We start from the raw sequence: 26,047 nt of genomic DNA, 5'->3' as shown, positions 1-26,047 counted from the left end.
AGGGGCCATGACCACCATCGGCATCATCGGGGCCGGCCTGATCGGCTCGCAGCTCGCCCGCATCTCCACCGACGCCGGCTACGACGTCGTCATCGCCAACTCGCGCGGCCCGGAGACCCTCTCCGACCTGGTCGCCGAGGTCGAGGCCCGGCCCACCCGGCAGGGCTCGATCACCGCCGCCACCGCGGCCGACGCCGGCGCCGCCGGCGAGGTCGTCGTCGTCACGGTGCCGCTGAAGAACCTGGGCGACGTCCCGGTCGAGCCGCTGGCCGGCAAGGTCGTGGTTGACACGAACAACTACTACCCCGAGCGCGACGGCCACATCGCCGAGCTCGACGACGAGACCACCACCACCGCCGAGATGGCGCAGGCCCACCTGCCCACCTCGAAGGTCGTCAAGGCGTTCAACCACATCTACGCCCAGCACCTCACCGAGCAGCGCTCGGCCGGCGGCACCGAGCACCGCCGCGCGCTGGTCATCGCCGGCGACGACGCCGACGCCAAGGCGTGGGTGGCCGACTACATCGACCGGCTCGGCTTCGACACCGTCGACGCGGGCCCGCTCGCCGAGGGCTGGCGCATCCAGCGCGACACCCCCGGCTACGGCCCCGAGCTCGACGCCGCCCAGCTGCGGCAGGCCCTCGGCGAGGCCAAGCGCTACCGCGACATGTGAGCCGCGCGGGCCGCGCCCGTCGTCCTCAGACGGCGAGCGCGGCCTCGTCGGCCTCGACGGCAGCGTTCCACGCCGGCTTGTCGGCGCGCCAGCCCTCCTCGGTGCGCCCGGTCCGCCAGTAGCCCGAGACGCTGAGCAGCTCGCGGGGCACGTCCCAGCGGGCCCGCACGGCCCGGCGCAGCTCGCGGACGAACCCGGCCTCGCCGTGCACGAACACGTGCGGCACGCCACCGGGCAGCTCGGTGGCCAGGACAGCCGCGGTGAGGGCACTGCCCACCGGGTGGGCACCGCGGTGCACCCAGGTCACCCCGGGCAGGTCCTGCTCGTCGGCCGGCCCCTCCACCTCGACGAACACGTGCGCCGCTGCGCCCTGCGGCAGCCGGGGCAGCGCCGCGGCGATCGCCGGCAGCGCGGAGTCGTCCCCGGCCAGCAGGTGCCAGTCGGCCGCCGCGGACGGCGCGTAGGCGCCACCGGGACCGGCCAGCTGCACCCGGTCCCCCGGCTGCGCGGCCGCGGCCCACGGCCCGGCCACGCCCTGGTCGCCGTGCACCACGAAGTCGACGGTCAGCTCACCGGCGTCGGCGTCCCACGCGCGCACCGTGTACGTGCGGGTGACCGGCCACCACTCCTGCGGCTGCTGCGCCTGCACCGCCTCGACGTCGAAGGGCGCGCCGTAGGGCGCCCCGGCCGGCGGCAGCTGCAGCTTGACGTAGTGGTCGGTGAACTCGCCCGCGCCGAAGCCGGCCAGGCCCTCGCCGCCGAGCACGACCCGGACCAGGTGCGGGGTGAGCCGCTCGGCGCGGACGACGGTGCCCACCCGGGTGACCCGCTTCTTCTTCGGTGCCTGCGTCACCGGTCCTCCTTCTTAGGGTCCCCTAACCATACCCGGTCCAGATGGTTGCCCCGGTCAACGTGCGGCGCGGGTCCCCCGGCGTGATGATCGCCGCGCGACCCCAGGAGGCACGGATGAGCAGCGACCTCGGCACCATCACCACCGACGTCCCCGCGCGGCTGGACCGGCTGCCCTTCTCCCGGTTCCACCGGATGGTGATCCTGGGCCTGGGCACGGTGTGGGTGCTCGACGGCCTCGAGGTCACCATCGTCGGCAGCGTCGGCGCCCGGCTCACCGAGTCCGGCAGCGGCATCTCCATCACCGCCTCCCAGATCGGCCTGGCCGCCTCGATCTACGTCGTCGGGTCGTGCCTCGGGGCGCTGTTCTTCGGCCAGCTGACCGACCGGTTCGGCCGCAAGAAGCTGTTCATGCTGACCCTGGGCATCTACGTGGTGGCCACCGTGCTCACCGCGTTCGCCACCGCGCCGTGGTTCTTCTACCTGTGCCGGTTCTTCACCGGCGCCGGCATCGGCGGGGAGTACGCGGCGATCAACTCCGCGATCGACGAGCTGATCCCCGCCCGGCTGCGCGGCCGGGTCGACCTGCTGGTCAACGGCTCCTACTGGCTGGGCTCGGCGGCCGGGTCCGGCGCCTCGCTGCTCCTGCTGGACGAGAACCTGCTCGGCGCCGGCCTGGGCTGGCGGCTGGCGTTCGGCATCGGCGCCGTCCTCGGCCTGCTCATCCTGCTGGTCCGCCGGCACGTGCCCGAGAGCCCGCGGTGGATGTTCATCCACGGCCAGGCCGACGAGGCCGACCGCACCGTGGCCGGCATCGAGCGCGAGGTCGAGCGCGAGACCGGGCAGCAGCTCGAGCCGGTGGACCAGGAGCTGAGGATCCGGCAGCGGCACGCGATCCCGTTCCGGGAGATCGCGAAGGTGGCGTTCACGAAGTACCCGGAGCGCGCCGTCCTGGGCCTGGCGCTGTTCGTCGGGCAGGCGTTCCTCTACAACGGGTTCACCTTCAACCTGGGCACGCTGATGACCACCTACTTCGGCGTGGCCACCTCCACCGCGCCGGTGTTCCTCGTCGTCTACGCCGTCGGCAACTTCCTCGGCCCGGTGCTGCTCGGCCCGCTGTTCGACACCGTCGGCCGCAAGCCCATGATCAGCTTCAGCTACCTGGGGTCGGCCGCGATGGCCGTGGTCATCGCGCTGGTGTTCACCGGGTTGAACGCCTGGACGTTCATCGCACTGCTCGGCGTGACGTTCTTCCTGGCCTCGGCGGGCGCCAGCTCGGCCTACCTGACGGTCAGCGAGATCTTCCCGATGGAGACCCGGGCGCTGGCCATCGCGTTCTTCTACGCCGTCGGCACCGGCCTGGGCGGCATCATCGGCCCGGTCCTGTTCGGCAGGCTCGTGGAGTCCGGCGACCCGGGCCGGCTGGTCACCGGGTTCTGGATCGCCGCCGCGGTCATGGCGGTCGGCGGGGTGGCCGAGCTGGTGTTCGGCGTGAAGAGCGAGAACGCCTCGCTGGAGGACATCGCCGACCCGCTCACCGCCGAGGGCTGACCCGGCTCGACGGGCGGACCGGGCCCGGGGGCCCTAGCGTCCGACGGCGTGTCCAACCCCGGGCAGGCCCGCCGCCGCGACCTCGACGTCGTCCGCGCGCTCGCCGTGGTGCTCGCGCTGGGCTGGCACTTCGCCCGCAAGCCCACCGGGGTGCCCCCGCTGACCTGGGCGGCCGCCCCCGGGGGCTCCTTCGGCTGGGCCGGCGTCGACCTGTTCTTCGTGCTCAGCGGCTTCCTCATCGGCCGGCTGGTGTTCCTGGAGACCCGGCGCACCGGGCGCTTCGACGGCTGGCGGTTCAGCGTGCGCCGGGCCTTCAAGCTCTGGCCGGTGCTCTACCTGTACCTCGTCGTGCAGGCCCTCGCCGGCACCGACCGCCCGGGCGACACCAGCGGCTCGCTGTGGCCCAACGCGGTGCACCTGCAGAACTACCTCGGGACGTCGGTGCCCCACCTGTGGTCCCTGGCGGTGGAGGAGCAGTTCTACCTCGCCCTGGCCGTGCTGCTGCCGCTGGCCGCCCGGCGCCGTGTCCGGCCGCGCACCGTCGCCGCCGTCCTCGGTGCGGTGCTGGTGGTGGCGCTGGCGCTGCGGGTGTGGGCCACCGCGCGCGGGTGGGGCGCGGTCGACGTCCAGTGGCAGGCGCAGTTCCGGGCCGACTCGCTGGCCGCCGGTGTCCTGCTGGCGTGGGCCGCGGTGCACCGCACCGACGTCTTCGACGCGCTGCGCCGCCGCCGGACGCCGCTGCTGGCCGTGGTCGCCGGCGGCACCGCGTGGCTGGCGATCGTCTCCAAGTCCAGCCCGTGGGGCATGACCGCCGGCTACACGGTCGCCTGGGTGTGGGCCGCCGCCCTCCTGCTGCTGGTCCTCGACGCCCGCTGGGTGGACCGGGCCGGCTGGGTGTCCCGGCCGCTGGCCGCGCTGGGCCGCAACTCCTACGGCATCTACGTGTGGCACGTGCTGGCCGCGCAGCTGGCCATCGAGGCGCTGGGCCGGGACTACGCCGACGGCGGCGGCGTCAACCTGGTGGTCAAGTACGCCGCCGCCCTCGTCGTCGGGGTGGTCGCCACGCAGCTGGTCGAGCGGCCCTCGCTGTGGCTGCGCGACCGGCTGCTGCCGGGGGTCGCTCAGACGAAGGCCGAGAAGCCCGTCACCGAGCGGCCCACGATGAGCGTGTTCATCTCGCGGGTGCCCTCGTAGGAGTACAGCGCCTCGGCGTCGTTGAAGTACCGGACGACGTTGTTCTCCAGCACGATGCCGTTGCCGCCGAACAGCTCGCGGGCCATCGCCACGGTCTCCCGGCCGCGCGCGGTCACGTAGCTCTTGGCCAGCGCCGCCTGGTCGTCGCGCAGCTCGTCGGCCTCCTGCAGCTGGGCCACCCGCACCACCATGCCGAGGCTCGCGGTGACGTTGCCGAGCATCCTGGCCAGCAGGTCCTGGATGAGCTGGAAGGACCCGATCGGCTTGCCGAACTGCACGCGCTCCTTGGCGTAGGCCACCGCGTACTCGTAGGCGCCCATCTGGCAGCCGACGCCGGACCAGGCGACGCCGCCGCGGGTGACCTTGAGGACCTTGTTGACGTCCTTGAAGGTGTTGCCGCCCTCGAGCTTGTGGTCGGCGGGGATGCGGCAGTCGGTGAAGACCAGGTCGGCGTTCTGCACGGTGCGCAGCGCGAACTTGTCCTCGATCTTGGTGGCGGTGAAGCCCGGCGTCCCCTTGTCGACGACGAAGGTCTTCACCTGGTCGTCGGCCTCGTCGCGGGCGAACACCACGACGTGATCGGCGAAGGTGCCGTTGCCGATCCACCGCTTGGCGCCGTTCAGCACCCAGGAGTCGCCGTCGCGGCGGGCGGTGGTGCGCAGCCCGCGGGCGACGTCGGAGCCGCCCTCGGGCTCGGTGAGGGCGAACGCGCCGATCTCGTCCATCGACATCATCGCGGGGATCCAGCGCTGCCGCTGCTCCTCCGAGCCCAGGATCATGATCGAGCCCATCGCCAGGCCGTTGTGCACGCCGAGGAAGGTCGCGATCGAGGGGTCGACCCGGGACAGCTCGAGGGCCTGGAAGCCGTTGTAGAGCTTGGAGGCCGGCGGCCGGCCCTCCCACTCGTAGGCGCGGCCGACGACGTCGATCGAGGCGAACTCCGGGATGAGGTCCATCGGGAACTCCGCGGCCGCCCACGCGCCGTTCACCCGCGGCCGGACCTTCTCGTCGAGGAACTCCCGCAGCGCCAGCAGGTCCTTGCGCTCGTCGTCGGGCAGCAGCGACTCGTAGCCGAAGAAGTCCCCGGTCAGCAGGTCGGTGGTCATGGTGCGGGTCCTCCCGGTCGACGACGGCGTCTGCCTCGATCGTCCGCCCGTTACCCGCCGGTAGCCACCTGATGCAGGCCGTCGTGCGCGAGGTCACCCCTAGGCTGACCACCCGGTCGGCCGAGGGGCGGGGGACGGGTGCGGGTGCTGCAGGGAGTGCTGGCGGGGGTGGCCACCGGCTGCCTCGTCGGGAACGCGCTCGAGGTGTACCGACCCTTCTCCGGAGCCCTGGGCGGCGCCCTGCTCGCGCTCCTCGTGGTCTCGCTGCTGGTCGACGCACGCCGCCGCGCCCCCCGGTCCGCGGCCGCCCGTCAGCAGCGGGTGGACGCCCTGCGCGGCCGGCTGGCCGCCGCCGCCCCGACCGCGCCCGCCGGCTTCCTCGCCGGCCGCCGGCTGGGCGACGCCCTGGCCTGGCTGGCCACCGAGCACGCCGTCACGGTGCTGGAGCGCGTCGGGGTCACGGAGGACTCCCTCGCCGTCCTCGCCCCCGGCCCGCAGGGCCCGCGGCTGGCGCAGGTGACCGAGCACGAGGGCCGTTTCCTGGTGGAGTTCGTCGACCTGCCCGCCGACCCGCAGTTCGTCGTCCCGGGCCGCTTCACCGCCCGCGACGTCGCCCCCGACGTGCTGCCCCGCGCCCTGGACCGGGCCCGCCGGGAGCACCCGGCCACCTGGACCGAGGTCACCGACGCCGAGGCGGTGCTGCTGCGCCCGGACCGGTTGCGCGACGAGGTGACGGTGCAGCTGCACAACGGCTCGCTGACCGGCCTGGACCAGACCCTGTGGGCGTCGGCGTCCGGCGACGTCCTGTTCGTGCAGGAGTCGCTGTCGTGACCGCCGTGGTGCCGCCCGCCCACGGTGCGCCCCGTCCCCGCCGCGGCGGGTTCGGGGCCGCGTTCGCGCTCTCCCTGTCGCTCACCCTGGCCCTCGTGTTCTCGGTGCACAGCGGCGTGCTCCCCGACCCCACGGCCGGCTACGGGTACTCGGGGGACGACGGCGGGGACGACGACGTCCCGTTCACCGACCCGGTCCGCCTGCAGCAGGCGCTGGACGCCGCGGTCGCGGACGTCGGCAGCGCCCGAGCCGCGCAGGTGGTGGTCGAGGACGGCGAGTTCAGCGCCGTCCTGTTCGACCCCGCCACCAACCTGTGGTCCCGCTACCAGGAGTACTCCTTCGACCTCCCCGGCGACGGGCGGTCCGAGCCCCTGCCCTCCCAGCCGCCGGAGGAAGCCGAGTTCGCCCTCGACCTGGTCTCCGGCGCCGGGCTCACCGCGGCGCTGGCGACCGGCAACCGGGCGATCGGCAACGACCCCGACGACGTGACCTACCTGCTGCTCGTGGCCGAGCGGCCCTTCCCCGCCTACGGCGACGTGGTGCTCGCGGTGTCCGACCGGTACAGCTCCGGGGCACGGGCGTGGCTGTCCCCCGACGGGACGGTGCTGCGCGCCGAGGTCGGCTGAGGCGCGTCGCTAGCCTGCTGGCCATGGTCTCCCTGGGCACGCCCCTGTCGCCGTCGGCCACCCGCGTGATGCTGCTGGGCAGCGGCGAGCTGGCCAAGGAGGTGCTCATCGCGCTGCAGCGCCTCGGCGTGGAGACCATCGCGGTCGACCGGTACGACCACGCCCCCGGCCACCAGGTCGCCCACCACGCCCGCACCATCACCATGAGCGACCCGGAGCAGCTGCGGGCGCTGGTCGAGGCCGAGCGGCCCGACGTCGTCGTCCCCGAGATCGAGGCCATCGCGACGCCGACCCTGGTCGAGCTCGAGGCCGCCGGCCAGCGGGTGGTGCCCACCGCGCGGGCCGCCCGGCTGACCATGGACCGGGAGGGCATCCGGCGGCTGGCCGCCGAGACCCTCGGCCTGCCCACCAGCCCGTACCGGTTCTGCGACTCGCTCGAGGAGCTGCGCGCCGGCGCCGAGGCGGTCGGCTTCCCCTGCGTGGTCAAGCCGGTCATGTCCTCCTCGGGCAAGGGCCAGAGCACGGTGCGCACGGCCGAGGACGTCGAGACCGCGTGGGGGTACGCGATGGCCGGCAGCCGGGTCGCCGGCACCCGGGTCATCGTCGAGGGGTTCGTCGACTTCGACTACGAGATCACCCTGCTCACCGTCCGGTCGCGGCGCGGGGAGGAGACGGTGACCAGCTTCTGCGCGCCCATCGGGCACCGGCAGGAGTCCGGCGACTACGTGGAGAGCTGGCAGCCCCAGCCGATGAGCGAGGTCGCACTGCGGCGGGCGCAGGACATCGCGGCCGCGGTCACCGGCGACCTGGGTGGTCACGGCCTGTTCGGCGTGGAGCTGTTCGTGCGCGGGGACGACGTGTGGTTCTCCGAGGTCAGCCCCCGCCCGCACGACACCGGCATGGTCACCATGGCCACCCAGTGGCAGGACGAGTTCGAGCTGCACGCGCGCGCCCTGCTCGGCCTGCCGGTGGACACCTCGCTGCGCAACCCCGGCGCCTCCGCCGTCGTCTACGGCGGGGTCGAGGCGACCGGGATCGCCTTCGACGGCGTCGACGAGGCGCTGGCGCTGCCCGGCGTGCAGCTGCGGCTGTTCGGCAAGCCCGAGAGCTTCACCCGCCGCCGGATGGGCGTCGCGCTGGCCCGCGGCGAAAACCCCGACGCCGCCCGCGCCACCGCCCGCGAGGCCGCGTCCCGGGTGCGCCCCCGGGCCTGATCAGGCCCGGAACGCCAGGGCGGCGTCGACGGCCTCCGCCGCACCCGGCACCGGCCGGAACGAGGTGGTCTCGGCACCGCCGCGGCCCCGCTTCCAGGTGCCGACCACCTCGCCGTCCTCGACCAGGACGGGCAGGAAGACGCCGTTGCCCCCGGGGACGACGGCGTCGCGGTGCGCCTCGGGCAGCACGAGGGACCGGTCGGTGTGGCCGAGGACCAGCTCGTCGAACCCGGCCAGCGCCCGGGTGCCGTCGGGCGCGGCCGGCGGCGGCTCCCCCAGGGTCCAGAGCACCCGGTCACCGCAGTGCAGCTCGGTCAGCTCGTCGCGCACGGCGGCGAACCCGGCGCGGACCTCGGTGAGCGTGAGGCCGCTCCACCAGGCCAGGTCGCGCTCGGACGCCGGTCCGTGGCCGGCCAGGTAGCGGCGGACCAGCTCGGTCACCGCCCCCGCGCGGTCGGCCGGCGGCTCCCCCGGCGCCCACTCGTCGAGCAGCACGAAGGCCTGCTGCGGCCCGCCGGCCGTGGCGCCCCGCGCCGGCCCCAGGCACAGCAGGCCCCGGTGGGCGAGCCGGCCGTACAGGTGCGGCGCGCGCTGCCCGGTGACGTCGAGACCGGCGGCGGTCCAGCAGGCCGCGAGCTCGGGCCGGGTCAGCGCGCCGCCGCCCGCCAGCTCGGCGCGGGCGACGTCGGCGGCGAGGGCCACGTGCTCCTCGGCGAGGCCGAGCTGGCGGTGCCGGGGCTCGGCGGTGCGCTGCTGCCGCTCGGCGGTGAGGGACAGCAGCAGCCGCAGGTCGTCCGGGGCCAGAGCGAACAGGGTGCCCCGCACCGGCCAGGACCGGACCACCGCGGCGGTGTCGAAGGCGGCCCACACGTCGGCGGGGGTGCTCCCGGGCACGCGGGAGCCGATCGCCCACTCGGCCTGCCGCAGGTCCTGCGCCTGCAGCGCGAGCAGGCCGCGCACGGCGGCCGGCACCGCGCCCCGCGGCCGGGTCAGGCCCAGGGCGGCCAGGCGCATCCGGCGGACGGCGACGACGTCGACCTGCACGCTGTCGCTCCCCTCGCCGGCGCTCCTCCGCGGGCGGCGCTCCCCCGGTGGGCGGGGACGGTAGCGGGTGGCACCGACAGGACGGGTCCCGCCGTCCCCGGTCGGCCGGCCGTCCACAGATCCCCGTCGGCCCGTCGCGCAGCCGGCCCGCTGCGGCAGGCTGCCGGGCATGCGCACCCCCTGGCGGCCGGCCGCCGAGCCCGACCCGGCGGAGCTGCTGCGGGCCGCGGTGGCCGCGGCCCGGCTGCCGGGCGCCACGGCCGACCTGCTCGACCCGCTGACGACGGCGCTGGCCGCCCGGCACCCCGCCCTGGACCTGCCCGGTGTCGAGCAGCAGCTGACCGCGGCCGTGGCCGGGCTGTGGGACCGCGGCTGGCAACCGGCCGACGTCGTGCACGTGGTGGGCCGGCGCACCAGCCGCCGGGCCGCCCGGCTGGTGGCCGCGGTCGTGCGGTCCGAGGCCGCGGCCAGCGGGGCCGCCGACCGTGCCCCGCGGCCGTGGGTCGAGCAGCTCGACGCGCTGCCCCCCGCCGTCGGCGTCCCCGGGTGGCGAGCCGGCACCCGCGTCGAGGCGGGCACCGCGTGGGCCGACGTCGTCCGGGTCCTCGCGCTGCTGCCCACCCTGCCGCCGTTGGAGCGGCTGCTCCCCGGGCCGGCCGGGTGGCCGGCGCACCGCCGCGCCGGGGAGGAGCCGGTCCGGTCGGGGCCGGTGGACGAGCGGGTGCTGGGCCGGGTGCGGGCGCTGCTGGCCAAGGCCGAGCGCACCGACTTCCCGGAGGAGGCCGACGCGCTCGCCGGCAAGGCGCAGGAGCTGGTGAGCCGGTACGCCATCGACGCGGCGGTGCTCGCCGGGGAGCAGGCCCTGGACCTCGGGGCCGGGGTGGTGGCCCGTCGGCTGCACCTGGACGACCCGTTCGCCACCGCGAAGTCCCAGCTGCTGCACGCGGTGGCCGCGGCCAACGGCTGCCGGGTGGTACGGCTGGGCGACCTCGGGATGGCGACCGTGGTGGGCCTGCCCACCGACCTGGAGCTGGTCGACCTGCTGTTCACCTCGCTGCTGCTGCAGGCCACCCGCGCCCTGGCCGACGCCGGCCGCGGCGGGCCCCGGTCGGCGGTGTTCGGCCGCGGGTTCCTGCTCGCCTACGCCGGCCGGATCGGCGAGCGGCTGACCGCCGCCGGGGAGCGGGCCGCCACCGCGGCCGCGGCCGAGCACGGGGGTGCGCTGGTCCCGGCGCTCGCCCGCCGCGACGCCGCGGTGGAGCACCGGCTGACCGAGCTGTTCCCACGGCTGCGGGCCGCCCGGCGGCGCGCCGTCGACCCCGCCGGGTGGTGGGCCGGCCGGGCCGCCGCCGACCGCGCCGACCTGGGGTCCGGCCCCGCGGCGCCCCGGCTGGGCCGGTGAGGTCAGCCGGGGACGGGGCCGGTCGAGGCCCGCACCACCAGCCGGGCGGGGACCACCACCGGACGCCCTTGGAACCACCGCTCCGCTGCCTCGATCCGCTCGACGAGGACGTCGACGCAGCGCCGGCCGACCTCCGCGAAGTCCTGGTGCACGGTGGTCAGCGGCGGGTGCAGGTACTCGGCCTCGGCGACGTCGTCGAAGCCGACCACGCTGACCCTGCCGGGGACGTCGACCCCGGCCTCGGCCAGGGCACGGAGGAGACCGAGCGCCATGTGGTCGTTGGCGACGAACACTCCCGTGACCTCCGGGTGGTCCCGGCACAGCGCGCGGCCGGCCTCGTACCCGGAGCGGGCGCTCCAGTCCCCCGGCAGCGGGTCCCGCACCGGGAGGCCGGCCTCCTCCAGCGTCCGGCGCCAGCCGTCGCACCGGGCCTCGGCCTCGATCCAGTCCTGCCGGCCGCGCACGTGCGCGATCTGCCGGTGCCCGAGGTCGACGAGGTGGCGGGTGGCCCGCCGGGCGCCCTCGAGCTGGTCGACCACCACCGACGGCACACCCGGCGCCGCACCGCCCTCGACCGCCACGGCCGGCAGGTCGGCGGGCAGGCCTGCCATCACCCGCACCGCGGCACGCTGCGGGGCGAGCACCACCACGCCGCACACCGACTGGGCGACCAGTCGTTCCACGGCGTCGGCGAAGGCCTGCGGCTCCGGGTCGGGCACGGTGACGACGTGCACCTCGTAGCCGGCCGTCCGGGCCGCCTGCTCCAGGCTGAACAGCGTGCTGGCCGGGCCGTGCAGGGTGGTGTCGAAGGCGATGACGCCGATGGTGTCGGACTGCCGGCGGGCCAGCGCGCGGGCGGTCAGGTTCGGCCGGTAGTCCAGCTTGGCCATCGCCGCGAGCACCTTGGCCCGGGTCTCCTCCTTAACGTAGGGGTGCTCGTTGACCACCCGCGAGACCGTCTGGTGGGACACCCCCGCCAGCTGCGCGACATCGGCCATCACGGCGGGACGGCTCGGGCGGGCGTCCACCGCGACCTCCCGTCCGCTCCCGGGCGGGCGCCGGTGAGTCGTCCGTGATGGTCGCACCCCTCCGGAGCCCGGGGCGGCCGCTGCGCCGCCCCCGCCACCCGGAGGGGCGAGCAGCGTCACCGACGGCGTCGGGTCGTCACCCGCTGGACGACCACGAACACCAGGAGCAACAGACCAATCGTGATCTTGGTCCACCAGGAGCTGAGACCTCCGTCGAACGAGATCAGCGACTGGATGGTGCCCAGCACGAGCACACCCAGCAAGGAGCCGAGCACCAGACCCGAGCCACCGGTGAGCAAGGTGCCGCCGATGACCACGGCGGCGATGGCGTCGAGCTCCATGCCGATGGCGTGCAGGCTCCAGCCCGAGAGGATGTAGAGGCTGAAGAGGAGGCCGCCGAGGGCCGAGCAGAACCCGCTGATCGCGTAGACCGCGACCTTGGTCCGCCCGACCGCCAGACCCATGAGGCCCGCGGACTGCTCGTTGCCGCCGATCGCGTAGACCGTGCGGCCGAAGCGGGTGCGGTGCAGCACGAACGCCGCGACGGCGACCACCACGAGGGCGATCACCACCGCGTAGGTCAGGTAGGTGTTCCCCGGCAGCTCGACGACGTTCTGCGCCAGGCCGGTGAACAGGTCGTCGCGGATGGGGATCGACGGCTCGCTGATGACGAAGCACAGCCCGCGGGCGAGGAACATCCCGGCGAGGGTGACGATGAAGGGCTGCAGCTGGAGGTGGTGCACCGCTGCCCCCATCGCCCACCCCAGCAGGGTGCCGATGGCCAGCACCAGCGCGATGACCAGGGGCGCGGCCCAGCCCTTCTCCAGGAGGGACGCGGCGACGACGGTGGACAGCGCGACCACCGCGCCGGAGGACAGGTCGATGCCGCCGGTGAGGATCACGAAGGTCATGCCGACCGCGAGCACGATGAGGTGCGCGTTGTCGACGAGCAGGTTCAGTGCCACCTGCGGGTAGCCGAAGTTCTCGTACCGCACGGTGCCCGCCCCGAACAGGACGACGAGCAGGACGGCGGTCACCAGCACCGAGAACGTGCTGGAGCCGGTGTCGGTCCGGCGCAGCCAGGCGTACGCCGACCGGCCGGCCGAGCGGCCGGGCCGTTGCGGTGCGGGAGCCGGAGCGGTGTCGGTGACGGTCATCGGAGGACCCCCTGGTCGGTCGGGCTGGGTGCGGCGTCGGGCATGGCGGTCGTCGGGGAGTTGGCTGCCTGCGCCGGCGTGAGGGGACGCACGTCGTCGGCGGCCGCGTCGGTCGGCGGCACGTCCGGCGAGGTGACCCCCCGGGCGCCGCGCCGTCGCCGCCCGAGGGCTGCGCGGATGCGCGGGGCCTGCAGGAGGAAGACCGCGATGATGACGACGGCCTTGAACAGCCGGACGTACTCGTCGGGCACGCCCATGGTGAGGGTCGTGGTGGTCAGCGCCTGCAGGATCAGCGCGCCGAGCACGGTCCCCGTGAGGGAGTACCGGCCGCCGGCCAGCGACGTGCCGCCGATGACCACGGCGAGGATGGCGTCGAGCTCGATGAACAGCCCGGCCCGGTTGGCGTCGGCGGCGCTGACGTTGGCGTTGGTCATCAGGCCGGCGACCGCCGCGGTGAAGGCGACGAAGACGTACACGGTCCAGGTGATCGAGCGGGACCGGACGCCGGCCAGCCGGGCGGCCTCCGGGTTGGTGCCGACGGCCTCGATGAGGGTGCCCAGCGCGGTTCGCCGGGTGAGTGCAGCGACCACCAGCAGGACGAGCAGCGTGAGCACCACCTGGGCGGGCAGGCCGAGCACGTAGCCCCGGCCGAGCCAGGTGAAGGCCGGGCTCTCGGCGGTGATGATCTGGCCGTCGGTGACCAGCATGGCCAGCCCGCGGCCGGCGGTCATGAGCACCAGGGTCGCGATGATCGGCTGGATCCCGACGACGGAGACCAGGAACCCGTTCCACACCCCCAGCACCAGGCCGACCGCCAGGGCGGTGCCGATGGCGATCGCGGCGGTGGCCGGCGAGGAGGGGTCGGAGGAGCCGTCGATGATGGTGAAGCTCACCGCGCCGGAGATGGCCAGGACCGCGCCGACCGAGAGGTCGATGCCCCGGGTCGCGATGACCAGCGTCATGCCCACGGCGATGAGCAGCGTCGGTGCCGCGTTCTTCAGGACGTCGACCGGCGAGCCGAACAGGTGCCCGTCCTGGATGCGCACGGCGAAGAAGCCCGGGTTGACCACGGCGTTGAACAGCAGGAGCGCCAGCAGGGCCGCCGCGGCCCACACCACGGGCGAGGACAGGTCGACCATGCGCCGCGCGCGGGGGGTCGTCGGGGTCTCAGGCACGGTCGCCTCCACTGGCGATCAGGTCGACGACGGAGTCGAGGGTGGCGGTGCTGCCCGGGACGTCGGCGACCGCGCGGTGGTCACGCAGGACGGTGATGCGGTCGCTGATCCGCAGCACCTCCTCCAGCTCGGCGGAGACGAAGACGACGGACATGCCCTCGGCGGCGAGCTGGCTGACCAGCGCCTGGATCTGGGCCTTGGCGCCGATGTCGATGCCCCGGGTGGGCTCGTCGAGCAGCAGCAGCCGGGGTTCGGTGAGCAGCCAGCGGGCCAGCAGCACCTTCTGCTGGTTGCCGCCGGAGAGGTTGCGGATGAGTGCGTCCGGGTCGGCCGGCCGGACGTCGAGGGCCTGCATGTACTTGGCGACCAGCTCGTCTCCCTGCTTGCGGGGGATCCGCCGGAGCCAGCCGCGGCGGGCCTGCAGGGCCAGCAGCACGTTGTCGCGCACGGTCAGGTCACCGACCACGCCCTCGCCCTTGCGGTCCTCGGAGCAGAACGCGATGCCCTCGGCGATGGCGGCGCGCGGGGTGCGCAACCGCACCGGCCGGCCGTCGACCTCCAGGCTGCCGGAGGTGGCCCGGTCTGCGCCGAACAGCAGGCGCGTCAGCTCGGTGCGGCCCGAACCGAGCAGCCCGGCCAGCCCGGTCACCCGGCCGGCGTGCACGTCCAGGTCGGTCGGGGCGATGGCCCCGGTCCGGCCCAGCCGGCGCGCCCGCAGCCGCGGGACGGCGTCGGTGGGGGTGTCGGCGGACGGCTCGCGGTCCAGGTGCTCGAGGGTGGAGAGCTCCCGGCCGATCATCTCCTGCACCAGCTGCAGCCGCGAGAGCTCGGCCGTGCGGTGCTCGGCCACCAGTCGGCCGTTGCGCAGCACGGTCATCCGGTCGCTGATCTCGTAGACCTGGTCCAGGAAGTGCGAGACGAACAGCACGGCCACGCCACGGTCGCGCAGGGCGCGCACGACGCGGAAGAGCTCGGCGACCTCCCCGGCGTCCAGGCTCGAGGTGGGCTCGTCGAGGACGAGCACCTTGGCGTCGGTGTCCACCGCACGGGCGATGGCGACCAGCTGCTGCACCGCGATGGGGTGCCTGCCCAGGACGCTGCCCGGGTCGAGGTCCAGGTGGAGCTCGCCGAGGACGCGCCGGGCCCGCTCGCGGGAGGCCCGGCGGTCGATCGACCCCCGCCGCCGTGGCTCGCGGCCGAGGACGATGTTCTCGGTGACGGTGAGGTTGGGGCAGAGGTTCACCTCCTGGTACACCGTGCTGATCCCCGCTCCCTGCGCCTCGGCGGGCGTGCCGAAGCGCTGCGGGACGCCGTCGACGGTGACCGTCCCGGCGTCGTAGCGGTACACGCCGGTGAGGGCCTTGATGAGGGTCGACTTGCCGGCGCCGTTCTCGCCCATGAGGGCGTGCACCTCGCCGGGGAACAGGCGCAGGCCCACCCCGTCCAGGGCGCGGACGCCGGGGAACTCGATCGTGATGCCGGACATCTCGACGACCGGCGAGGGTGCTGGGGTGCTCATGGCGTGGGTCTCCAGGAGTAGGGGTGCCCCGCCGCCGGTGGTGGCCGGCGGCGGGGCGGGCATCCGGGTCCCCGTGGGAGAACGGGACCCGGACGGGATCAGTACTGCCGGTCCGGCAGCGCCTCGACGGCCTGCTCCTGGGTGAAGGTGGTCTCCTCGGTGACGACCCGCTTGGGCACCTCCTCGCCGGCGACGACCTGCTCGGCGAGCTCCATCAGCTGGTCGCCCAGCAGCGGGTTGCACTCGACGATGAAGTTGATCTGGCCGTCGGCGAGGGCCTGCATGCCGTCGCGGACGGCGTCGACGGAGATGATCTGGATGTCCACGCCGGGGGTCTTGCCGGCGGCCTCGATGGCCTCGATGGCGCCGAGGGCCATGTCGTCGTTGTGCGCGTAGACGGCGTTGATCTCCGGGTTGGAGTTCAGCATCGCCTCCATGACCTCGCGGCCACCGGCACGGGTGAAGTCACCGGACTGCGAGGCGACGACCTCGATGTTGTCGGTCCCCTCGATGGCGTCGGCGAAGCCCTGCTGCCGGTCGATGGCCGGGGCCGCGCCCGTCGTGCCCTGCAGCTCGGCGACGAAGGTGGGCTGCGAGCCCCAGTTCTCCACCGCCCACTCGCCGGCCTTCTTGCCCTCCTCGACGAAGTCCGAGCCCAGGAAGGTCTCGTAGAGCGAGTCGTCCTCGGAGTCGACCGCGCGGTCGGTGAGGATCACCGGGATGCCGGCGCGCTGGGCCTCCAGCAGCACCGAGTCCCAACCGGTCTCGACGACCGGGCTGAAGGCGATCACGTCGACGCGCTGCTGGATGAAGGAGCGGATCGCCGAGATCTGGTTCTCCTGCTCACCCTGCGCGTCGGAGAACTGCAGCTCGATGCCGGCGTCCTCGGCCGACTGCTGGATCGACGCCGTGTTGGCCGTGCGCCAGCCACTCTCGGCTCCGACCTGCGAGAAGCCCATCGTGATGGTGCCGTCGCCGCCGCTCCCGCCGGAGGCCGAGCTGTCGTCGCCGCCACCGCAGGCGGTCGCCCCGAACGCCACCGCGACCGCCATCGCGGTCACCAAGGTCTTCCTGAACACGGACTGCCTCCACCTGGTCTGGCCGGCCGGGGAGTCCGGGCCGGTCCGCTCGAACGGCTGCCCACCGGTGCGGCCCGCTCGTTCTGGGGGCGAAGTGTTAGCGCTCACACATGTGGCGTCAAGCACATCCTGTGTAACGAATGTGCATCGGACCAGCTCGGGTCAAGGCGTGCCGAAGCGGGCATCGGGACGTGCTTGACGAGGTCCTGTGAGCGCTACCAGACTGCGCCGGCAGGTCTGCCGCGACGGCCGGCCGATCGAACCGAGGAGCCCCGGCATGACCAGTCCGGCCCCGTCCGGCGCGCAGCACGAGCTCGTCTCCGGTGACGTCCGTGCCGTGGTCACCGAGGTGGGCGGCGGGCTGCGCGAGCTGTCCGCGGCCGGCCGGCACCTGGTGCGGGGGTTCCCGGTCCAGGTCCCACGCCCCCTGTACCGGGGGTCGGTGCTGGCGCCCTGGCCCAACCGGGTCGGCGACGGCCGGTACTCCTTCGCCGGCACCGAGCAGCAGCTCGCCCTCACCGAGCCCGACCGCGGCAACGCCCTGCACGGCCTGCTGTGCTGGACCCCCTGGACCCTGGTGGACCGCACCGCCTCCACGCTCCGGCTGGGGGCTCGGATCTGGCCGCAGCAGGGCTGGCCGCACCTGCTCGACGTGGAGGTCGACTACGAGCTGACCGGTGCCGGGCTGCGGTGGACCGTCGTCGGCCGCAACGTCGGCGGGGAGCCCGCACCGTGGGCCAGCTCCGTGCACCCCTACCTGGTCGCCGGGCCCGGCCGGGTCGACGACTGGGAGCTCGAGCTCCACGCCGCCCAGGTGCTCACCGTCGACGACGAGCGCCTGTTGCCCACGGGGCTGGCGGACGTCGCCACCACCGACCTGGACTTCCGCAGCCGGCGGTCCCTGCGCGGGCTGGCCGTCGACCACGCCTACACCGGGCTGGGCTCCTCCGAGCGGGTGTCCGCCCGGGTGTGGTCCGCCGACGGCACGGGCGTGGCGATGCACTGGTCGCCGTCGCAGCTGCCGTGGGTGCAGGTGCACACCGCCGACCGGCCCGACCCCGCCGACGACCGGGTCGGCCTCGCCGTCGAGCCGATGACCTGCCCGCCCGACGCCCTGCGCACCGGCACCGACCTCGTCGTGCTCGAGCCCGGCGCCGTGCACACCGCGACGTGGGAGATCGAGGCGCTCAGCCGCTGACCCGCGCCACCGCAGCCGACGGCGGGACGACGTCCGGGTGCAGCACCGCGGCGATGGCCTCCACGCCGTCCACCAGCCGCGGCCCGGGCCGGACGACGAGCCCGTCGGCGTCGATCGCCCACACGGTGCGGCCGGGCAGGTGGCCGGCGACGGTCCGCGCCTGCTCGACGGCGGCGTCCAGGCCGTAGCCGCAGGGGGCGACCAGGACGACCTCGGGGTCGCCGGCGTCGATCGCGCCCCAGGTGGTGGTCACGCTGCGGGCGCCGCTGGCGGCGCCGACCGGCTCGCCGCCGGCGGCGGTGACCAGGTCGGGCACCCAGTGGCCGGCGGTGAAGGGCGGGTCGGTCCACTCCACGACGGCCACCCGGGGGCGCGGGCGACCGGCCACCGCGGCGCCGACGGCGTCCAGCCGGGCCCGCAGGGCGGCGACCAGCTCGGCGGCCCGCCCCGGCACCCCGGCCCGCCCGCCGACGGCGGTGATGGTGGCCAGCACCTCGTCGAGGGTGTGCGGGTCGAGGGTGAGCACGTCGGCGTCGGTGCCGAGGTGGGCCAGGGCGTCGCGGACGGTGCCCGCGGGCAGCGCGCAGACCTGGCAGAGGTTCTGGGAGATCACCAGGTCCGGGGCGAGGTCGGCCAGCGCGCCGGCGTGCAGGGTGTAGAGGTCCTCCCCCGCCGCCACCCGCGCCCGCACCGCCGCGTCGACCTCGCCGGGGCCCAGCCCGGCAGTGTCCAGCCCGCCGACCACGACCGCCGCGCGCTCGCGGATGCCCGGCGGCCGGTCGCACTCGAAGCTGACGCCGACGAGGTCGTCGGCCAGGCCGAGGGCCGCCACGACCTCGGTCGCCGAGGGCAGCAGGGAGACCACGCGCATCCCCCGACGGTAGGTCGTAGCGTCGGGGCATGGACCTCCCCGACGGCCTGCTGGCGCTGCTGCGCTCCCCGGCGCCCTGCTTCGTCGCCACCCTCATGCCCGACGGTGCACCGCAGATGACCCAGACCTGGGTCGACGCCGACGACCGGGGCCGGATCCGGGTCAACTCGGTCGCCGGGTTCCAGAAGGTCCGCAACGTCGAGCGCGACCCGCGGGTGGCCCTGAACGTCGCCGACCCGGCCGACCCGTCGCGCTACTTCGGCGTCCGCGGCAGGGTCGTCGACGTCACGGCCGACGGCGCCGTCGAGCACATCGAGGCGCTGGCCCAGAAGTACCTCGGCGGGCCCTACCCCTGGTACGGCGGCCGGGACCAGCAGCGGCTGGTCCTCACGATCGAGGCCGACTCGGTGCACTCGCCCCAGGGCTGAGCACCGGCCGGACCCGGGTCAGCCGGCCGGGGTGCAGTCGGGCAGGGCGTCCGCGGCGGTGAGGACGTCGGCGGTGCGGTCGTCGGCGGTGGTGCCCGGGCCGAGCGCCACGGTGACGTGCTCGACGTCGCCGTCGCGGGCCAGCTCCGGCAGGCCCAGCGCGTCGGCCAGCCAGGCCGCCCCGCCGTCGCCGGCCGGCCCCTCCACCGCCGCGGTGCCGCCGTCGACCGCCGTGACGGTGCCGGTGGTGAGACCGGCCGCGGTCAGGTCGGCGAGCAGCTCGTCCGCGACCCCGGGCCGCCCGGTGCCGTCGACCACGTCGACGACGGCGGGCGCACCGTCACCGGGGCACGCCGGGGTCGGCGCGGGCGTGGGCGTCGGGGTCGGGGTCGGGTCCGGCGTCGGGGCCGGGCTCGGCGCGGGCGTCGGGGTGGGCGCGGGCGTCGGCTCGGGGGCGGGCGTCGGGGTCGGGGTGGGCGCCGGGACCGGGGTCGGCGCGGGGCTCGGGGTGGGCGCCGGTGCGGGGGCCGGCTGCGGCGAAGGCGCCGGCGGTGCGGCCGGTGGGACCGTGGGCGGCGCGGTGGGCGTCGGCACCTCGGTCACCTCGGTGCCGGCGTAGGTCGCGGCCAGGCCCAGCACGGTGTCCACGTAGCTCTGCGAGCGGTTGTAGGCCAGCACTGCGCGCGCCTGCCCGGCCGGCGTGGACAGGTCCCCGCCGGCGGTGCAGAGGTAGTCGGCGGCGGCCGCGGCGGCGTCGTGGACGTCGAACGGGTCGCGCACGCCGTCGCCGTCCCCGTCGGCGGCGTAGCGGGCCCAGGTGCCCGGGATGAACTGCATCGGGCCGACCGCCCGGTCGTGCACGGTGTCGCGGTCGAACCGGCCGCCGTCGGTGTCGGTGATGGTGGCGACGCCGGGGCCGCCGTCCAGCGGGATGCCGATGATCGCCGGGCTGGACGTGCCGTCGGTGTGCAGGGTCGCGCCGCCGAAGCGGCCGTGGTTGGACTCCACCCGGCCGATCGCGGCGAGCAGGGTCCAGTCGATGCCGCAGTCCTGCGCGTCGGCGGCGGCGCGGTAAGCCTCCAGCGCGGTGGTGGGGATGCCGGAGGCGGCCAGACCCGAGGCGGGCGTGCTGGAGCTGCGGGTGGCCGACGGCCGGGGTGCGCCGTCGAGGTCGGGGTCCACCGAACCGGACCGGTGCGGGGACGGGGCGTCGTCCCCGTCGGCGGTGGCGCCCTCGGCGGCGGTGCCGGCCCGCCGGGTCGCCGGGAGCCCGGCGTCCAGGTCGAGGTCGGGGTCGTGCACCCGCTCGGCGGCGAGCACGAGCTCCTCGTGGCGCGGTCCCGGCGAGGTGCCGGTGCCGGGCCCGACGACGGCCGGCAGCGTCGCGACGGCGACGCCGCCGAGCACGGCCAGCAGCAGGGTCGTGCCGGGCCCGCGGCTCATCCTGGGTCTCCCGCCGTCGTCCGGTGCGGGTCCCCGTCGACCCGACCGCCGCGTCCGACCGTAAGCGGAGGCAAGGACCTGGTCCAGCCCCCTGTTCGGGGGAACCGTCGGCCAGACTGGCGCCGTGCCGTTCCTGACCCGCCCGCGCGTGGAGCAGACCGCCAGCGGTCACTGGACGCTCACCGCGCCGCTGGTCTACGCCGGCCGGGCCGAGGAGTGGGTCGTCCCGGCGGGATTCGAGTCCGACTTCGCCTCGGTGCCGGTCCCGGTCCGCTGGCTCATCCCCGCCGACGGGCCGTGGACGGCGGCGGCGGTCGTGCACGACTGGTTCTGCGACGTGGGCATCGCCGCCGGGGTGATCAGCAGCAGGGACGCCGACGGCGTCTTCCGCCGCATGTGCCGGGAACTGGGGACGCCGGTGCTGCGCCGCTGGGTGATGTGGACCGGCGTGCGGTGGGGCGCGCTGGCCAGCCCCGTCCGCCGCCCCGGGTGGGTGCGCGACGCCCCCGCCGTCCTGCTCCTCTCGGTGGCCGTCGCCCCGCTGGTGCTGCCCGTGTCGGTGGTGGTCGCGGTGGGGCTGGCCGTGGACGCCGTCGTCGACCGGGCGCTGAGCCTGGCGCTGCGGCTGGCCGGCCGCCCCGCCGACCCGCCCGGCCCGTGGCTGGCCGAGCGCGAGTCGACGGAGCGGACCGGTGACCAGCCCGTCACGGGATGAGGCGGTCGGCGCGGTAGCGGTCGAACAGCCGGAGGAACGAGTCCTCGGTGCGCACGTAGCCGGTGAAGCCGAGCAGCCGCGAGCGGCTCATGTCGGCGACCACCTCGACGTCGCGGCCGAGGTCGGAGTCGGTGTGCCACCAGGACGCGACGCGGGAGAGGTCGGGCTCGACCAGCCCGTGCTCGGCGACGACCCGCGCCCAGACCTCCTCGGCGCCGGCCATCTGCTGCTCGAGCGGCTGGGGCTCGCCCGGGAACCCGGCCGGCTCGACGCCGAGGGCGGCGGCCAGCCGCGGCCACATCCGGCGCCACCGGAAGACGTCGCCGTTGACCACGTTGAAGGCCAGGTCCGCGGCGGCCTCGGTGGTCGAGGCCCAGACCATGTGGTCGGCGAGCTGGCCGGCGTCGGTCATGTCGACGAGGGAGTCCCACTGCGTCGCCGACCCGGGGAAGGTGAACGGGCGGCCGGTGGCCCGGCAGACCGCGGCGTAGGCGGCCAGCGTCGAGCCCATGTTCATCGCGTTGCCCACGGCGTGGCCGATGACGGTGTGCGAGCGGTGCACGCTCCAGGTGAACCCCTGCTGCGCCGCCGCCTCGAACAGCGCGTCCTCCTGCGCGTAGTAGAAGTTCTCGACCGGCAGCCGCTCGGCGTCCTCGAGGAACGGGGTGTCGGGCACCTCGCCCTGGCCGTAGGCCTCGAAGGGGCCGAGGTAGTGCTTCAGCCCGGTGACCAGCGCGACGTGCCGGACGCTCCGGCCCGGCGCCAACGCGGCCAGCAGGTCGGCCACCATCGCCCGGTTGACCACGATGTTCGCGGCCTCGGTCTCCTGCCTGGACCAGGCGCAGAAGAACACGTGCGTGGGTCGCAGCTCGCCCAGTGCCTGCGCCAGGGAGTCCGGCGAGCGCAGGTCGGCGCGGACGTGGCGGGCGCTGGAGCCCGGGACCGGGGTGCGCGAGAGGCCGGAGACCTCCCACCCGCCGGCGGTCAGCTTCTCCACCAGCGCGCTGCCGGTGATGCCGCTGGCGCCGACCACGAGGGCGTGCGCGCCGAGGAAGGGCGGGGTCGGGGTGCTGGTGTCGGTGCTCATCACCAGGGGGCAGCACGGCCGCGTCCCGCCCTGTTCCCTGCGCGGGCCGGGGATGATGGGCACATGGACTACCTGCGCCGCCTCCAGATGGAACGACCGGTCCTGTACTTCATCGTGCTGCTGGTCGGCTTCTGGGTCGCCCTCCAGCTCGTGCTGTTCATCGCGCGGGTCGTCCTGGGCCCCTTCGGCCTGCCGGGCTGGGCGCCGCTGGCGCTGGTCCTCGTCGTCGCCGTCGTGGTCGCCCGCCGCCAGAACCGGTGAGGCGCCGGCTGTCCCTGGTGCTGGTCGTCGGCGGGCTCGTGCTGGCCGGCTGCAGCAGCCCCGTCACCGGCGCCGCCCAGCCGCTGCGCACCCCGGTCGAGGCGTGGCTGGCGCACTCGCCGTCCCTCATCGCGCACCGCGGTGGCAGCGCCGACTGGCCCGAGGGCACCTCCTACGCCTACGACCGGGCGGCCGACTGGTCGCCGTCCCTGGCGCTGGAGGCACCTGTCTGGCTCACCGCCGACGGGGTCTGGGTGGTCTGCCACGACGCGACGACCGGCGCGGAGTTCGACGCCGACCTCGACATCGCGACCAGCACGTGGGCGCAGCTGTCCGCGCTGCGGACCGTCGACGGCGACCTGCCGATGGCCCGGCTGACCGACGTGCTGGCCGAGCACCCCGACCGGGTGTGGCTGGTCGACGACAAGCCCGCCGCCGACCCGGCCGGCCTGCTCGACCTGCTCGACTCTGCCGGCGGACCCGACCGGTTCGTGCTGAAGAGCTACGGGCCGTCGGTCGCGGTGCCCGAGGCGGCCCGCGAGCGCGGCTACCGGACCTGGGGCTACTGGTTCACGAGCGACCTGCCGACCTTCGACGCCGACCAGGTGCGCTACGACCTGCTTGCCCTGCCCTGGGACGGACCGGTGCCGGCCTGGGCGGACGCCGTCGCCACCGGCAGACCGGTCTTCGGCCACGTCGTCGCCACCCGGGAGCAGGCCCGGCAGGCCCTCGACCGCGGCGCCGCCGGGCTCATGGTGTCCGGCGTCACGGAGGTCGTGACCCGCTGATCGGGGTGGCGGTGTGTCACGACCGGATCGACGGGCACACACCACGGAGCACCGTCTCGAAGCGTGGGGCGTCAGCCACGACGAGAGGCAACGACATGACAGCCGACGACGGCGCCCACACCGTGGGCACAGCAGCGCACGACGTCCGGACCCGGGACGACCAGCGGCTCGCCGTCCCGCCCCGGCAGGACCGGGTGCGGTGGGGACCGGTGTGGGCCGGCCTCGTGGTCGCCCTCCCCACCTTCCTGCTCATCGAGGTCATCACCCTCGCGCTGGGCTGGTGGGACATCGCCGAGCAGGACGGCACCGAGGCCGGCGTGATCAGCGGCGTCGCCGGTCTGGTCGCGTTCTTCCTGGGAGGGCTGACCGCGGGCGCCAGCTCGATGTGGCGGGGGGTCGACGACGGCCTGCTGCACGGCATCCTGGTCTGGTCCGCCGGCATCGTGGCCATCCTGGGTCTGGCCCTGCTCGGCGGCGGCGCGCTGCTCGGCCCGCTGTCCCAGGTGGTCGGTGACATCGGTGCGGTCGGGACGCCCGACGTCGACCCCGCCCAGGCCGCGGACGCGGTGACCTCCAGCGCCAGCTGGGCATCCCTCGGCCTCGGGCTGACCATCATCGCCTCGGCCCTCGGCGGGGTCGTGGGTTCGAAGATGTGGCCGTCCAAGCGGGACGTCGCCGCCGAGCACCCCGCCCGGCGCTGACGTCCGTCCCGGCCCCCTCACGCCGCACCGGCGCGAGGGGGCCGGGGGCACGGTTGCCGGGCCGGTCGCGGGGCACCTGAGCCGGGACGACGCGCCGACACCCGGGAGAGACCTGTGCCGACCCGCCCCCTGACCCGAGACCGCGGTCAGCTGCCCATCGAGGACCACGGCCTGATCGGGGACGGCGCCACGTGCGCGCTGGTCGCCCGGGACGGCTCGATCCCCTGGCTGTGCCTGCCCGACTTCGACTCCCCGCCCTTCCTCGCGGGGCTCCTCGACCACGAACGGGGCGGGTCCTTCGACCTGGAGCTCACCGGCCTGGTGTCCGCCGACCAGCGCTACCTCGACGACACCGGGGTGCTGCTGACCGAGCTGCACGGCCCGGACGGCGTCGTGGAGGTGACCGACTGCCTCACCCTGCGGGCCGGTGCCGACCTCACCGAACTGGTCCCCGCCGGACGCTCGGAGCTGCTGCGGCTGGCCCGCGTGGTCAGCGGCCGGGCCGAGCTGACCGTGCGGCTGCGCCCGGGGGACGACGTCGAGGTCCGGGAGGAGGGCGGCGGCTGGGCCCTCACCTGGCCCGCCCGCCCCGACCTGCGGCTCACCCTGTGGTGCTCCCACCCGCTGCAGGCCGAGGACGGCGCACTGTGCGGCACGGTCACCCTGCGCGCCGGCGACCCGCTCACCGTCGCCCTGCACTGGTCGGGCAACACCCGCCTGCAGGACCGGCAGGACCCCGAGACCCTGGTGCAGCAGACGGCGGCGGCCTGGCGGGCCTGGGCGGCCCGCATCCGGTACGAGGGCCCGCAGCGCCGGCTGGTCCGCCGCTCGGCGCTCACGCTCAAGCTGCTCGACCACGCCGCCACCGGCGCGATCATGGCCGCCGCCACCTCGTCGCTGCCCGAGGAGGTGGGCGGGGTGCGCAACTGGGACTACCGCTACACCTGGGTCCGCGACGCCGCGTTCAGCGTCTACGCGCTGCGCCGCATCGGGCTGACCACCGAGGCCGACTCCTTCCTCGCCTGGACGCTCACGAACGCCGAGCGCGACGGCGGCCCGAGGATCATGTACGCCCTGGACGGCGGGCAGCCGCCCGAGGAGCGGGAGGACCCCGTGCTGCGCGGTTGGCGCGGGTCGGCCCCGGTGCGCTGGGGCAACGGCGCGGCCGGGCAGACCCAGCACGACGTCTACGGCGAGCTGATGGACGTCGCGCACCAGTGGGCCTCGGACGGCGGCTCGGTCGACGACCACCTCTGGCGGGCGCTGTCGGCGCTGGCCGAGCAGGCCATCGAGCAGTGGCGCACCCCCGACCAGGGCATCTGGGAGATCCGCGGGGCCGGCCGGCCGTTCACCTACTCGGTCGCGATGTGCCAGGTGGCGGTCGACCGGGCGCTGCGGATCGCCGAGCGCTGCGGCCTCGACCACCCCCGCGAGCGGTGGCGGGCCGCGGCCGACGAGATGCGGGCCGCCGTCCTCGAGCGGTCCTGGGACGACGAGCGGGGCACCTTCACCGAGCACCTCGCCGAGGACGGGAAGGCGAACGACGGGGGCCTCGACGGGTCGCTGCTCGCGCTGCCGCTGCGCGGCGTCGTGCCCTTCGACGACCCGCGGATGGTCGCCACCGTGGAGAAGGTGCGCGAGCACCTCGACGCCGGCGACGGGCTGCTCTACCGCTACCTGCACAGCGAGTCCGACGACGGGCTGCCCGGGGAGGAGGGCGCGTTCATGCTCTGCAGCTTCTGGCTGGTGGACAACCTCACCGGGCAGGGCCGCCTCGACGAGGCCGAGGCCCTCTTCGACTCGCTGTGCGCCCGGGCCACCCCGCTGGGCCTGCTCAGCGAGGAGATCGACCCCCGGGACGGCTCGTTCCTCGGCAACTTCCCGCAGGCGTTCAGCCACCTGGGCGTCATCGCCTCCGGGTGGAAGCTGGCACGGGCCCGGGCGGGGCGGGCGTGACCGGGTCGCCGGAGGGGCCGAGGACGCCCCCGGGAACGGTGCGGCCACGGTCGGTTGCACGACGGAACTGCAGGTCAGCGCGGTGCTCCGAGATGCAGGAGTCCCCGGGACCCCGCATCCTCGTCGGCGTGGCGAGCACGGGCACCCTGTC

25 protein-coding genes are annotated in these 26,047 nt (G+C 75.1%); 14 read left to right on the top strand and 11 right to left on the bottom strand.

What is annotated here, in order from left to right:
* Positions 1 to 7: 7 nt before the first annotated feature.
* Positions 8 to 673 carry an NADPH-dependent F420 reductase gene (locus BM158_RS20430; RefSeq protein WP_091563987.1) on the top strand — a complete coding sequence of 222 codons (666 nt, stop codon included), beginning with the start codon at positions 8 to 10 and terminating at the stop codon, positions 671 to 673.
* A 25-nt stretch (positions 674 to 698) separates the two neighbouring features.
* Here the strand turns inward: BM158_RS20430 and BM158_RS20425 are convergent, their stop codons facing one another.
* Positions 699 to 1,526, bottom strand: a complete 828-nt coding sequence (locus BM158_RS20425; RefSeq protein ID WP_091563984.1) for a siderophore-interacting protein — start codon at positions 1,524 to 1,526, stop codon at positions 699 to 701.
* Positions 1,527 to 1,639: 113 nt separating this feature from the next.
* Here BM158_RS20425 and BM158_RS20420 point away from each other — a divergent pair, with 113 nt between their 5' ends.
* Together BM158_RS20420 and BM158_RS20415 are read left to right on the top strand one after the other, a co-directional pair.
* Positions 1,640 to 3,073, top strand: coding sequence for an MFS transporter (locus tag BM158_RS20420; protein WP_091563981.1), 1,434 nt, complete (start codon positions 1,640 to 1,642; stop codon positions 3,071 to 3,073).
* Between the two features lie 48 nt (positions 3,074 to 3,121).
* The gene (locus BM158_RS20415; protein ID WP_091563978.1) at positions 3,122 to 4,267 is read left to right on the top strand and encodes an acyltransferase family protein; all 1,146 of its coding nucleotides are present in this window, start codon (positions 3,122 to 3,124) and stop codon (positions 4,265 to 4,267) included.
* Here BM158_RS20415 and BM158_RS20410 read toward each other — a convergent pair.
* Entirely contained in the window at positions 4,195 to 5,373 is a 1,179-nt protein-coding gene (locus tag BM158_RS20410; protein WP_091563976.1) for an acyl-CoA dehydrogenase family protein, read from the bottom strand. The genes BM158_RS20415 and BM158_RS20410 overlap by 73 nt on opposite strands.
* 144 nt (positions 5,374 to 5,517) lie before the next feature.
* On the opposite strand from BM158_RS20410, the gene BM158_RS20405 reads away from it, so the two are divergent.
* The 3 genes from BM158_RS20405 to purT are packed head-to-tail and all read left to right on the top strand — an operon-like array spanning position 5,518 to position 8,044.
* A complete protein-coding gene (locus tag BM158_RS20405; RefSeq protein ID WP_131802095.1) occupies positions 5,518 to 6,204 on the top strand; it encodes a hypothetical protein in 687 nt (228 codons plus the stop codon).
* Positions 6,201 to 6,830, top strand: a complete 630-nt coding sequence (locus BM158_RS20400; RefSeq protein ID WP_091563971.1) for a hypothetical protein — start codon at positions 6,201 to 6,203, stop codon at positions 6,828 to 6,830. The genes BM158_RS20405 and BM158_RS20400 overlap by 4 nt, the downstream gene beginning before the upstream one ends.
* 23 nt (positions 6,831 to 6,853) lie before the next feature.
* The gene (gene purT / locus BM158_RS20395) at positions 6,854 to 8,044 is read left to right on the top strand and encodes a formate-dependent phosphoribosylglycinamide formyltransferase (protein WP_091563969.1); all 1,191 of its coding nucleotides are present in this window, start codon (positions 6,854 to 6,856) and stop codon (positions 8,042 to 8,044) included.
* Here the strand turns inward: purT and BM158_RS20390 are convergent, their stop codons facing one another.
* On the bottom strand, positions 8,045 to 9,088 hold the full coding sequence (locus BM158_RS20390) for a winged helix DNA-binding domain-containing protein (protein WP_165629041.1): 1,044 nt from the start codon (positions 9,086 to 9,088) through the stop codon (positions 8,045 to 8,047). It abuts the gene before it with no gap.
* Between the two features lie 169 nt (positions 9,089 to 9,257).
* Between BM158_RS20390 and BM158_RS20385 the strand changes: the two genes are divergently transcribed.
* Complete coding sequence (locus BM158_RS20385; RefSeq protein ID WP_131802093.1) at positions 9,258 to 10,490, top strand: DUF2786 domain-containing protein; 1,233 nt, start codon at positions 9,258 to 9,260, stop codon at positions 10,488 to 10,490.
* A gap of 2 nt (positions 10,491 to 10,492) precedes the next feature.
* Here the strand turns inward: BM158_RS20385 and BM158_RS20380 are convergent, their stop codons facing one another.
* The 5 genes from BM158_RS20380 to BM158_RS20360 all read right to left on the bottom strand — a co-directional run bounded on the left by BM158_RS20380 (position 10,493) and on the right by BM158_RS20360 (position 16,421).
* Entirely contained in the window at positions 10,493 to 11,518 is a 1,026-nt protein-coding gene (locus BM158_RS20380) for a LacI family DNA-binding transcriptional regulator (RefSeq protein WP_229827864.1), read from the bottom strand.
* A gap of 116 nt (positions 11,519 to 11,634) precedes the next feature.
* Positions 11,635 to 12,675, bottom strand: coding sequence for a galactofuranose ABC transporter, permease protein YjfF (gene yjfF, locus BM158_RS20375; protein WP_091563963.1), 1,041 nt, complete (start codon positions 12,673 to 12,675; stop codon positions 11,635 to 11,637).
* Positions 12,672 to 13,850, bottom strand: a complete 1,179-nt coding sequence (locus BM158_RS20370) for an ABC transporter permease (RefSeq protein ID WP_207506839.1) — start codon at positions 13,848 to 13,850, stop codon at positions 12,672 to 12,674. The genes yjfF and BM158_RS20370 overlap by 4 nt, the downstream gene beginning before the upstream one ends.
* The gene (locus BM158_RS20365) at positions 13,843 to 15,369 is read right to left on the bottom strand and encodes a sugar ABC transporter ATP-binding protein (protein WP_207506837.1); all 1,527 of its coding nucleotides are present in this window, start codon (positions 15,367 to 15,369) and stop codon (positions 13,843 to 13,845) included. Before BM158_RS20365 ends, BM158_RS20370 begins: the two co-directional genes overlap by 8 nt.
* 98 nt (positions 15,370 to 15,467) lie before the next feature.
* Positions 15,468 to 16,421, bottom strand: a complete 954-nt coding sequence (locus BM158_RS20360; protein ID WP_191328768.1) for an ABC transporter substrate-binding protein — start codon at positions 16,419 to 16,421, stop codon at positions 15,468 to 15,470.
* A gap of 304 nt (positions 16,422 to 16,725) precedes the next feature.
* Here BM158_RS20360 and BM158_RS20355 point away from each other — a divergent pair, with 304 nt between their 5' ends.
* Positions 16,726 to 17,646, top strand: coding sequence for an aldose 1-epimerase family protein (locus tag BM158_RS20355; protein ID WP_091563959.1), 921 nt, complete (start codon positions 16,726 to 16,728; stop codon positions 17,644 to 17,646).
* Here BM158_RS20355 and BM158_RS20350 read toward each other — a convergent pair.
* A complete protein-coding gene (locus tag BM158_RS20350) occupies positions 17,636 to 18,517 on the bottom strand; it encodes an ABC transporter substrate-binding protein (RefSeq protein ID WP_091563957.1) in 882 nt (293 codons plus the stop codon). The two genes, BM158_RS20355 and BM158_RS20350, sit on opposite strands and share 11 nt — an antisense overlap.
* Positions 18,518 to 18,546: 29 nt before the next feature.
* Between BM158_RS20350 and BM158_RS20345 the strand changes: the two genes are divergently transcribed.
* Positions 18,547 to 18,945: a TIGR03618 family F420-dependent PPOX class oxidoreductase gene (locus BM158_RS20345; protein WP_091563955.1), complete on the top strand. Its 399-nt coding sequence runs from the start codon at positions 18,547 to 18,549 to the stop codon at positions 18,943 to 18,945.
* An 18-nt stretch (positions 18,946 to 18,963) separates the two neighbouring features.
* Here BM158_RS20345 and BM158_RS22785 read toward each other — a convergent pair whose 3' ends face one another.
* Positions 18,964 to 20,388, bottom strand: coding sequence for a lytic murein transglycosylase (locus BM158_RS22785; protein ID WP_091563953.1), 1,425 nt, complete (start codon positions 20,386 to 20,388; stop codon positions 18,964 to 18,966).
* A gap of 124 nt (positions 20,389 to 20,512) precedes the next feature.
* Here BM158_RS22785 and BM158_RS20335 point away from each other — a divergent pair, with 124 nt between their 5' ends.
* A complete protein-coding gene (locus BM158_RS20335) occupies positions 20,513 to 21,103 on the top strand; it encodes a DUF1353 domain-containing protein (protein WP_091563950.1) in 591 nt (196 codons plus the stop codon).
* Here BM158_RS20335 and BM158_RS20330 read toward each other — a convergent pair.
* Positions 21,093 to 22,190 (bottom strand): SDR family oxidoreductase, encoded by a 1,098-nt coding sequence (locus BM158_RS20330; RefSeq protein WP_091563948.1) that lies wholly within the window; start codon positions 22,188 to 22,190, stop codon positions 21,093 to 21,095. The genes BM158_RS20335 and BM158_RS20330 overlap by 11 nt on opposite strands.
* A 63-nt stretch (positions 22,191 to 22,253) precedes the next feature.
* Here BM158_RS20330 and BM158_RS20325 point away from each other — a divergent pair, with 63 nt between their 5' ends.
* The 4 genes from BM158_RS20325 to BM158_RS20310 all read left to right on the top strand — a co-directional run bounded on the left by BM158_RS20325 (position 22,254) and on the right by BM158_RS20310 (position 25,896).
* Positions 22,254 to 22,451: a hypothetical protein gene (locus BM158_RS20325; RefSeq protein ID WP_091563946.1), complete on the top strand. Its 198-nt coding sequence runs from the start codon at positions 22,254 to 22,256 to the stop codon at positions 22,449 to 22,451.
* Entirely contained in the window at positions 22,448 to 23,239 is a 792-nt protein-coding gene (locus BM158_RS20320) for a glycerophosphodiester phosphodiesterase (protein ID WP_091563944.1), read from the top strand. The genes BM158_RS20325 and BM158_RS20320 overlap by 4 nt, the downstream gene beginning before the upstream one ends.
* Before the next feature lie 95 nt (positions 23,240 to 23,334).
* Positions 23,335 to 23,940 carry a permease gene (locus tag BM158_RS20315; protein ID WP_091563942.1) on the top strand — a complete coding sequence of 202 codons (606 nt, stop codon included), beginning with the start codon at positions 23,335 to 23,337 and terminating at the stop codon, positions 23,938 to 23,940.
* Between the two features lie 114 nt (positions 23,941 to 24,054).
* The gene (locus BM158_RS20310; protein WP_091563940.1) at positions 24,055 to 25,896 is read left to right on the top strand and encodes a glycoside hydrolase family 15 protein; all 1,842 of its coding nucleotides are present in this window, start codon (positions 24,055 to 24,057) and stop codon (positions 25,894 to 25,896) included.
* The last annotated feature ends 151 nt before the right edge of the window (positions 25,897 to 26,047 follow it).

It is taken from the genome of Klenkia taihuensis (genome assembly GCF_900112525.1).
Classification (GTDB): Bacteria; Actinomycetota; Actinomycetes; order Mycobacteriales; family Geodermatophilaceae; genus Klenkia; species Klenkia taihuensis.
This window is presented reverse-complemented; position numbering and strand designations above follow the sequence as displayed.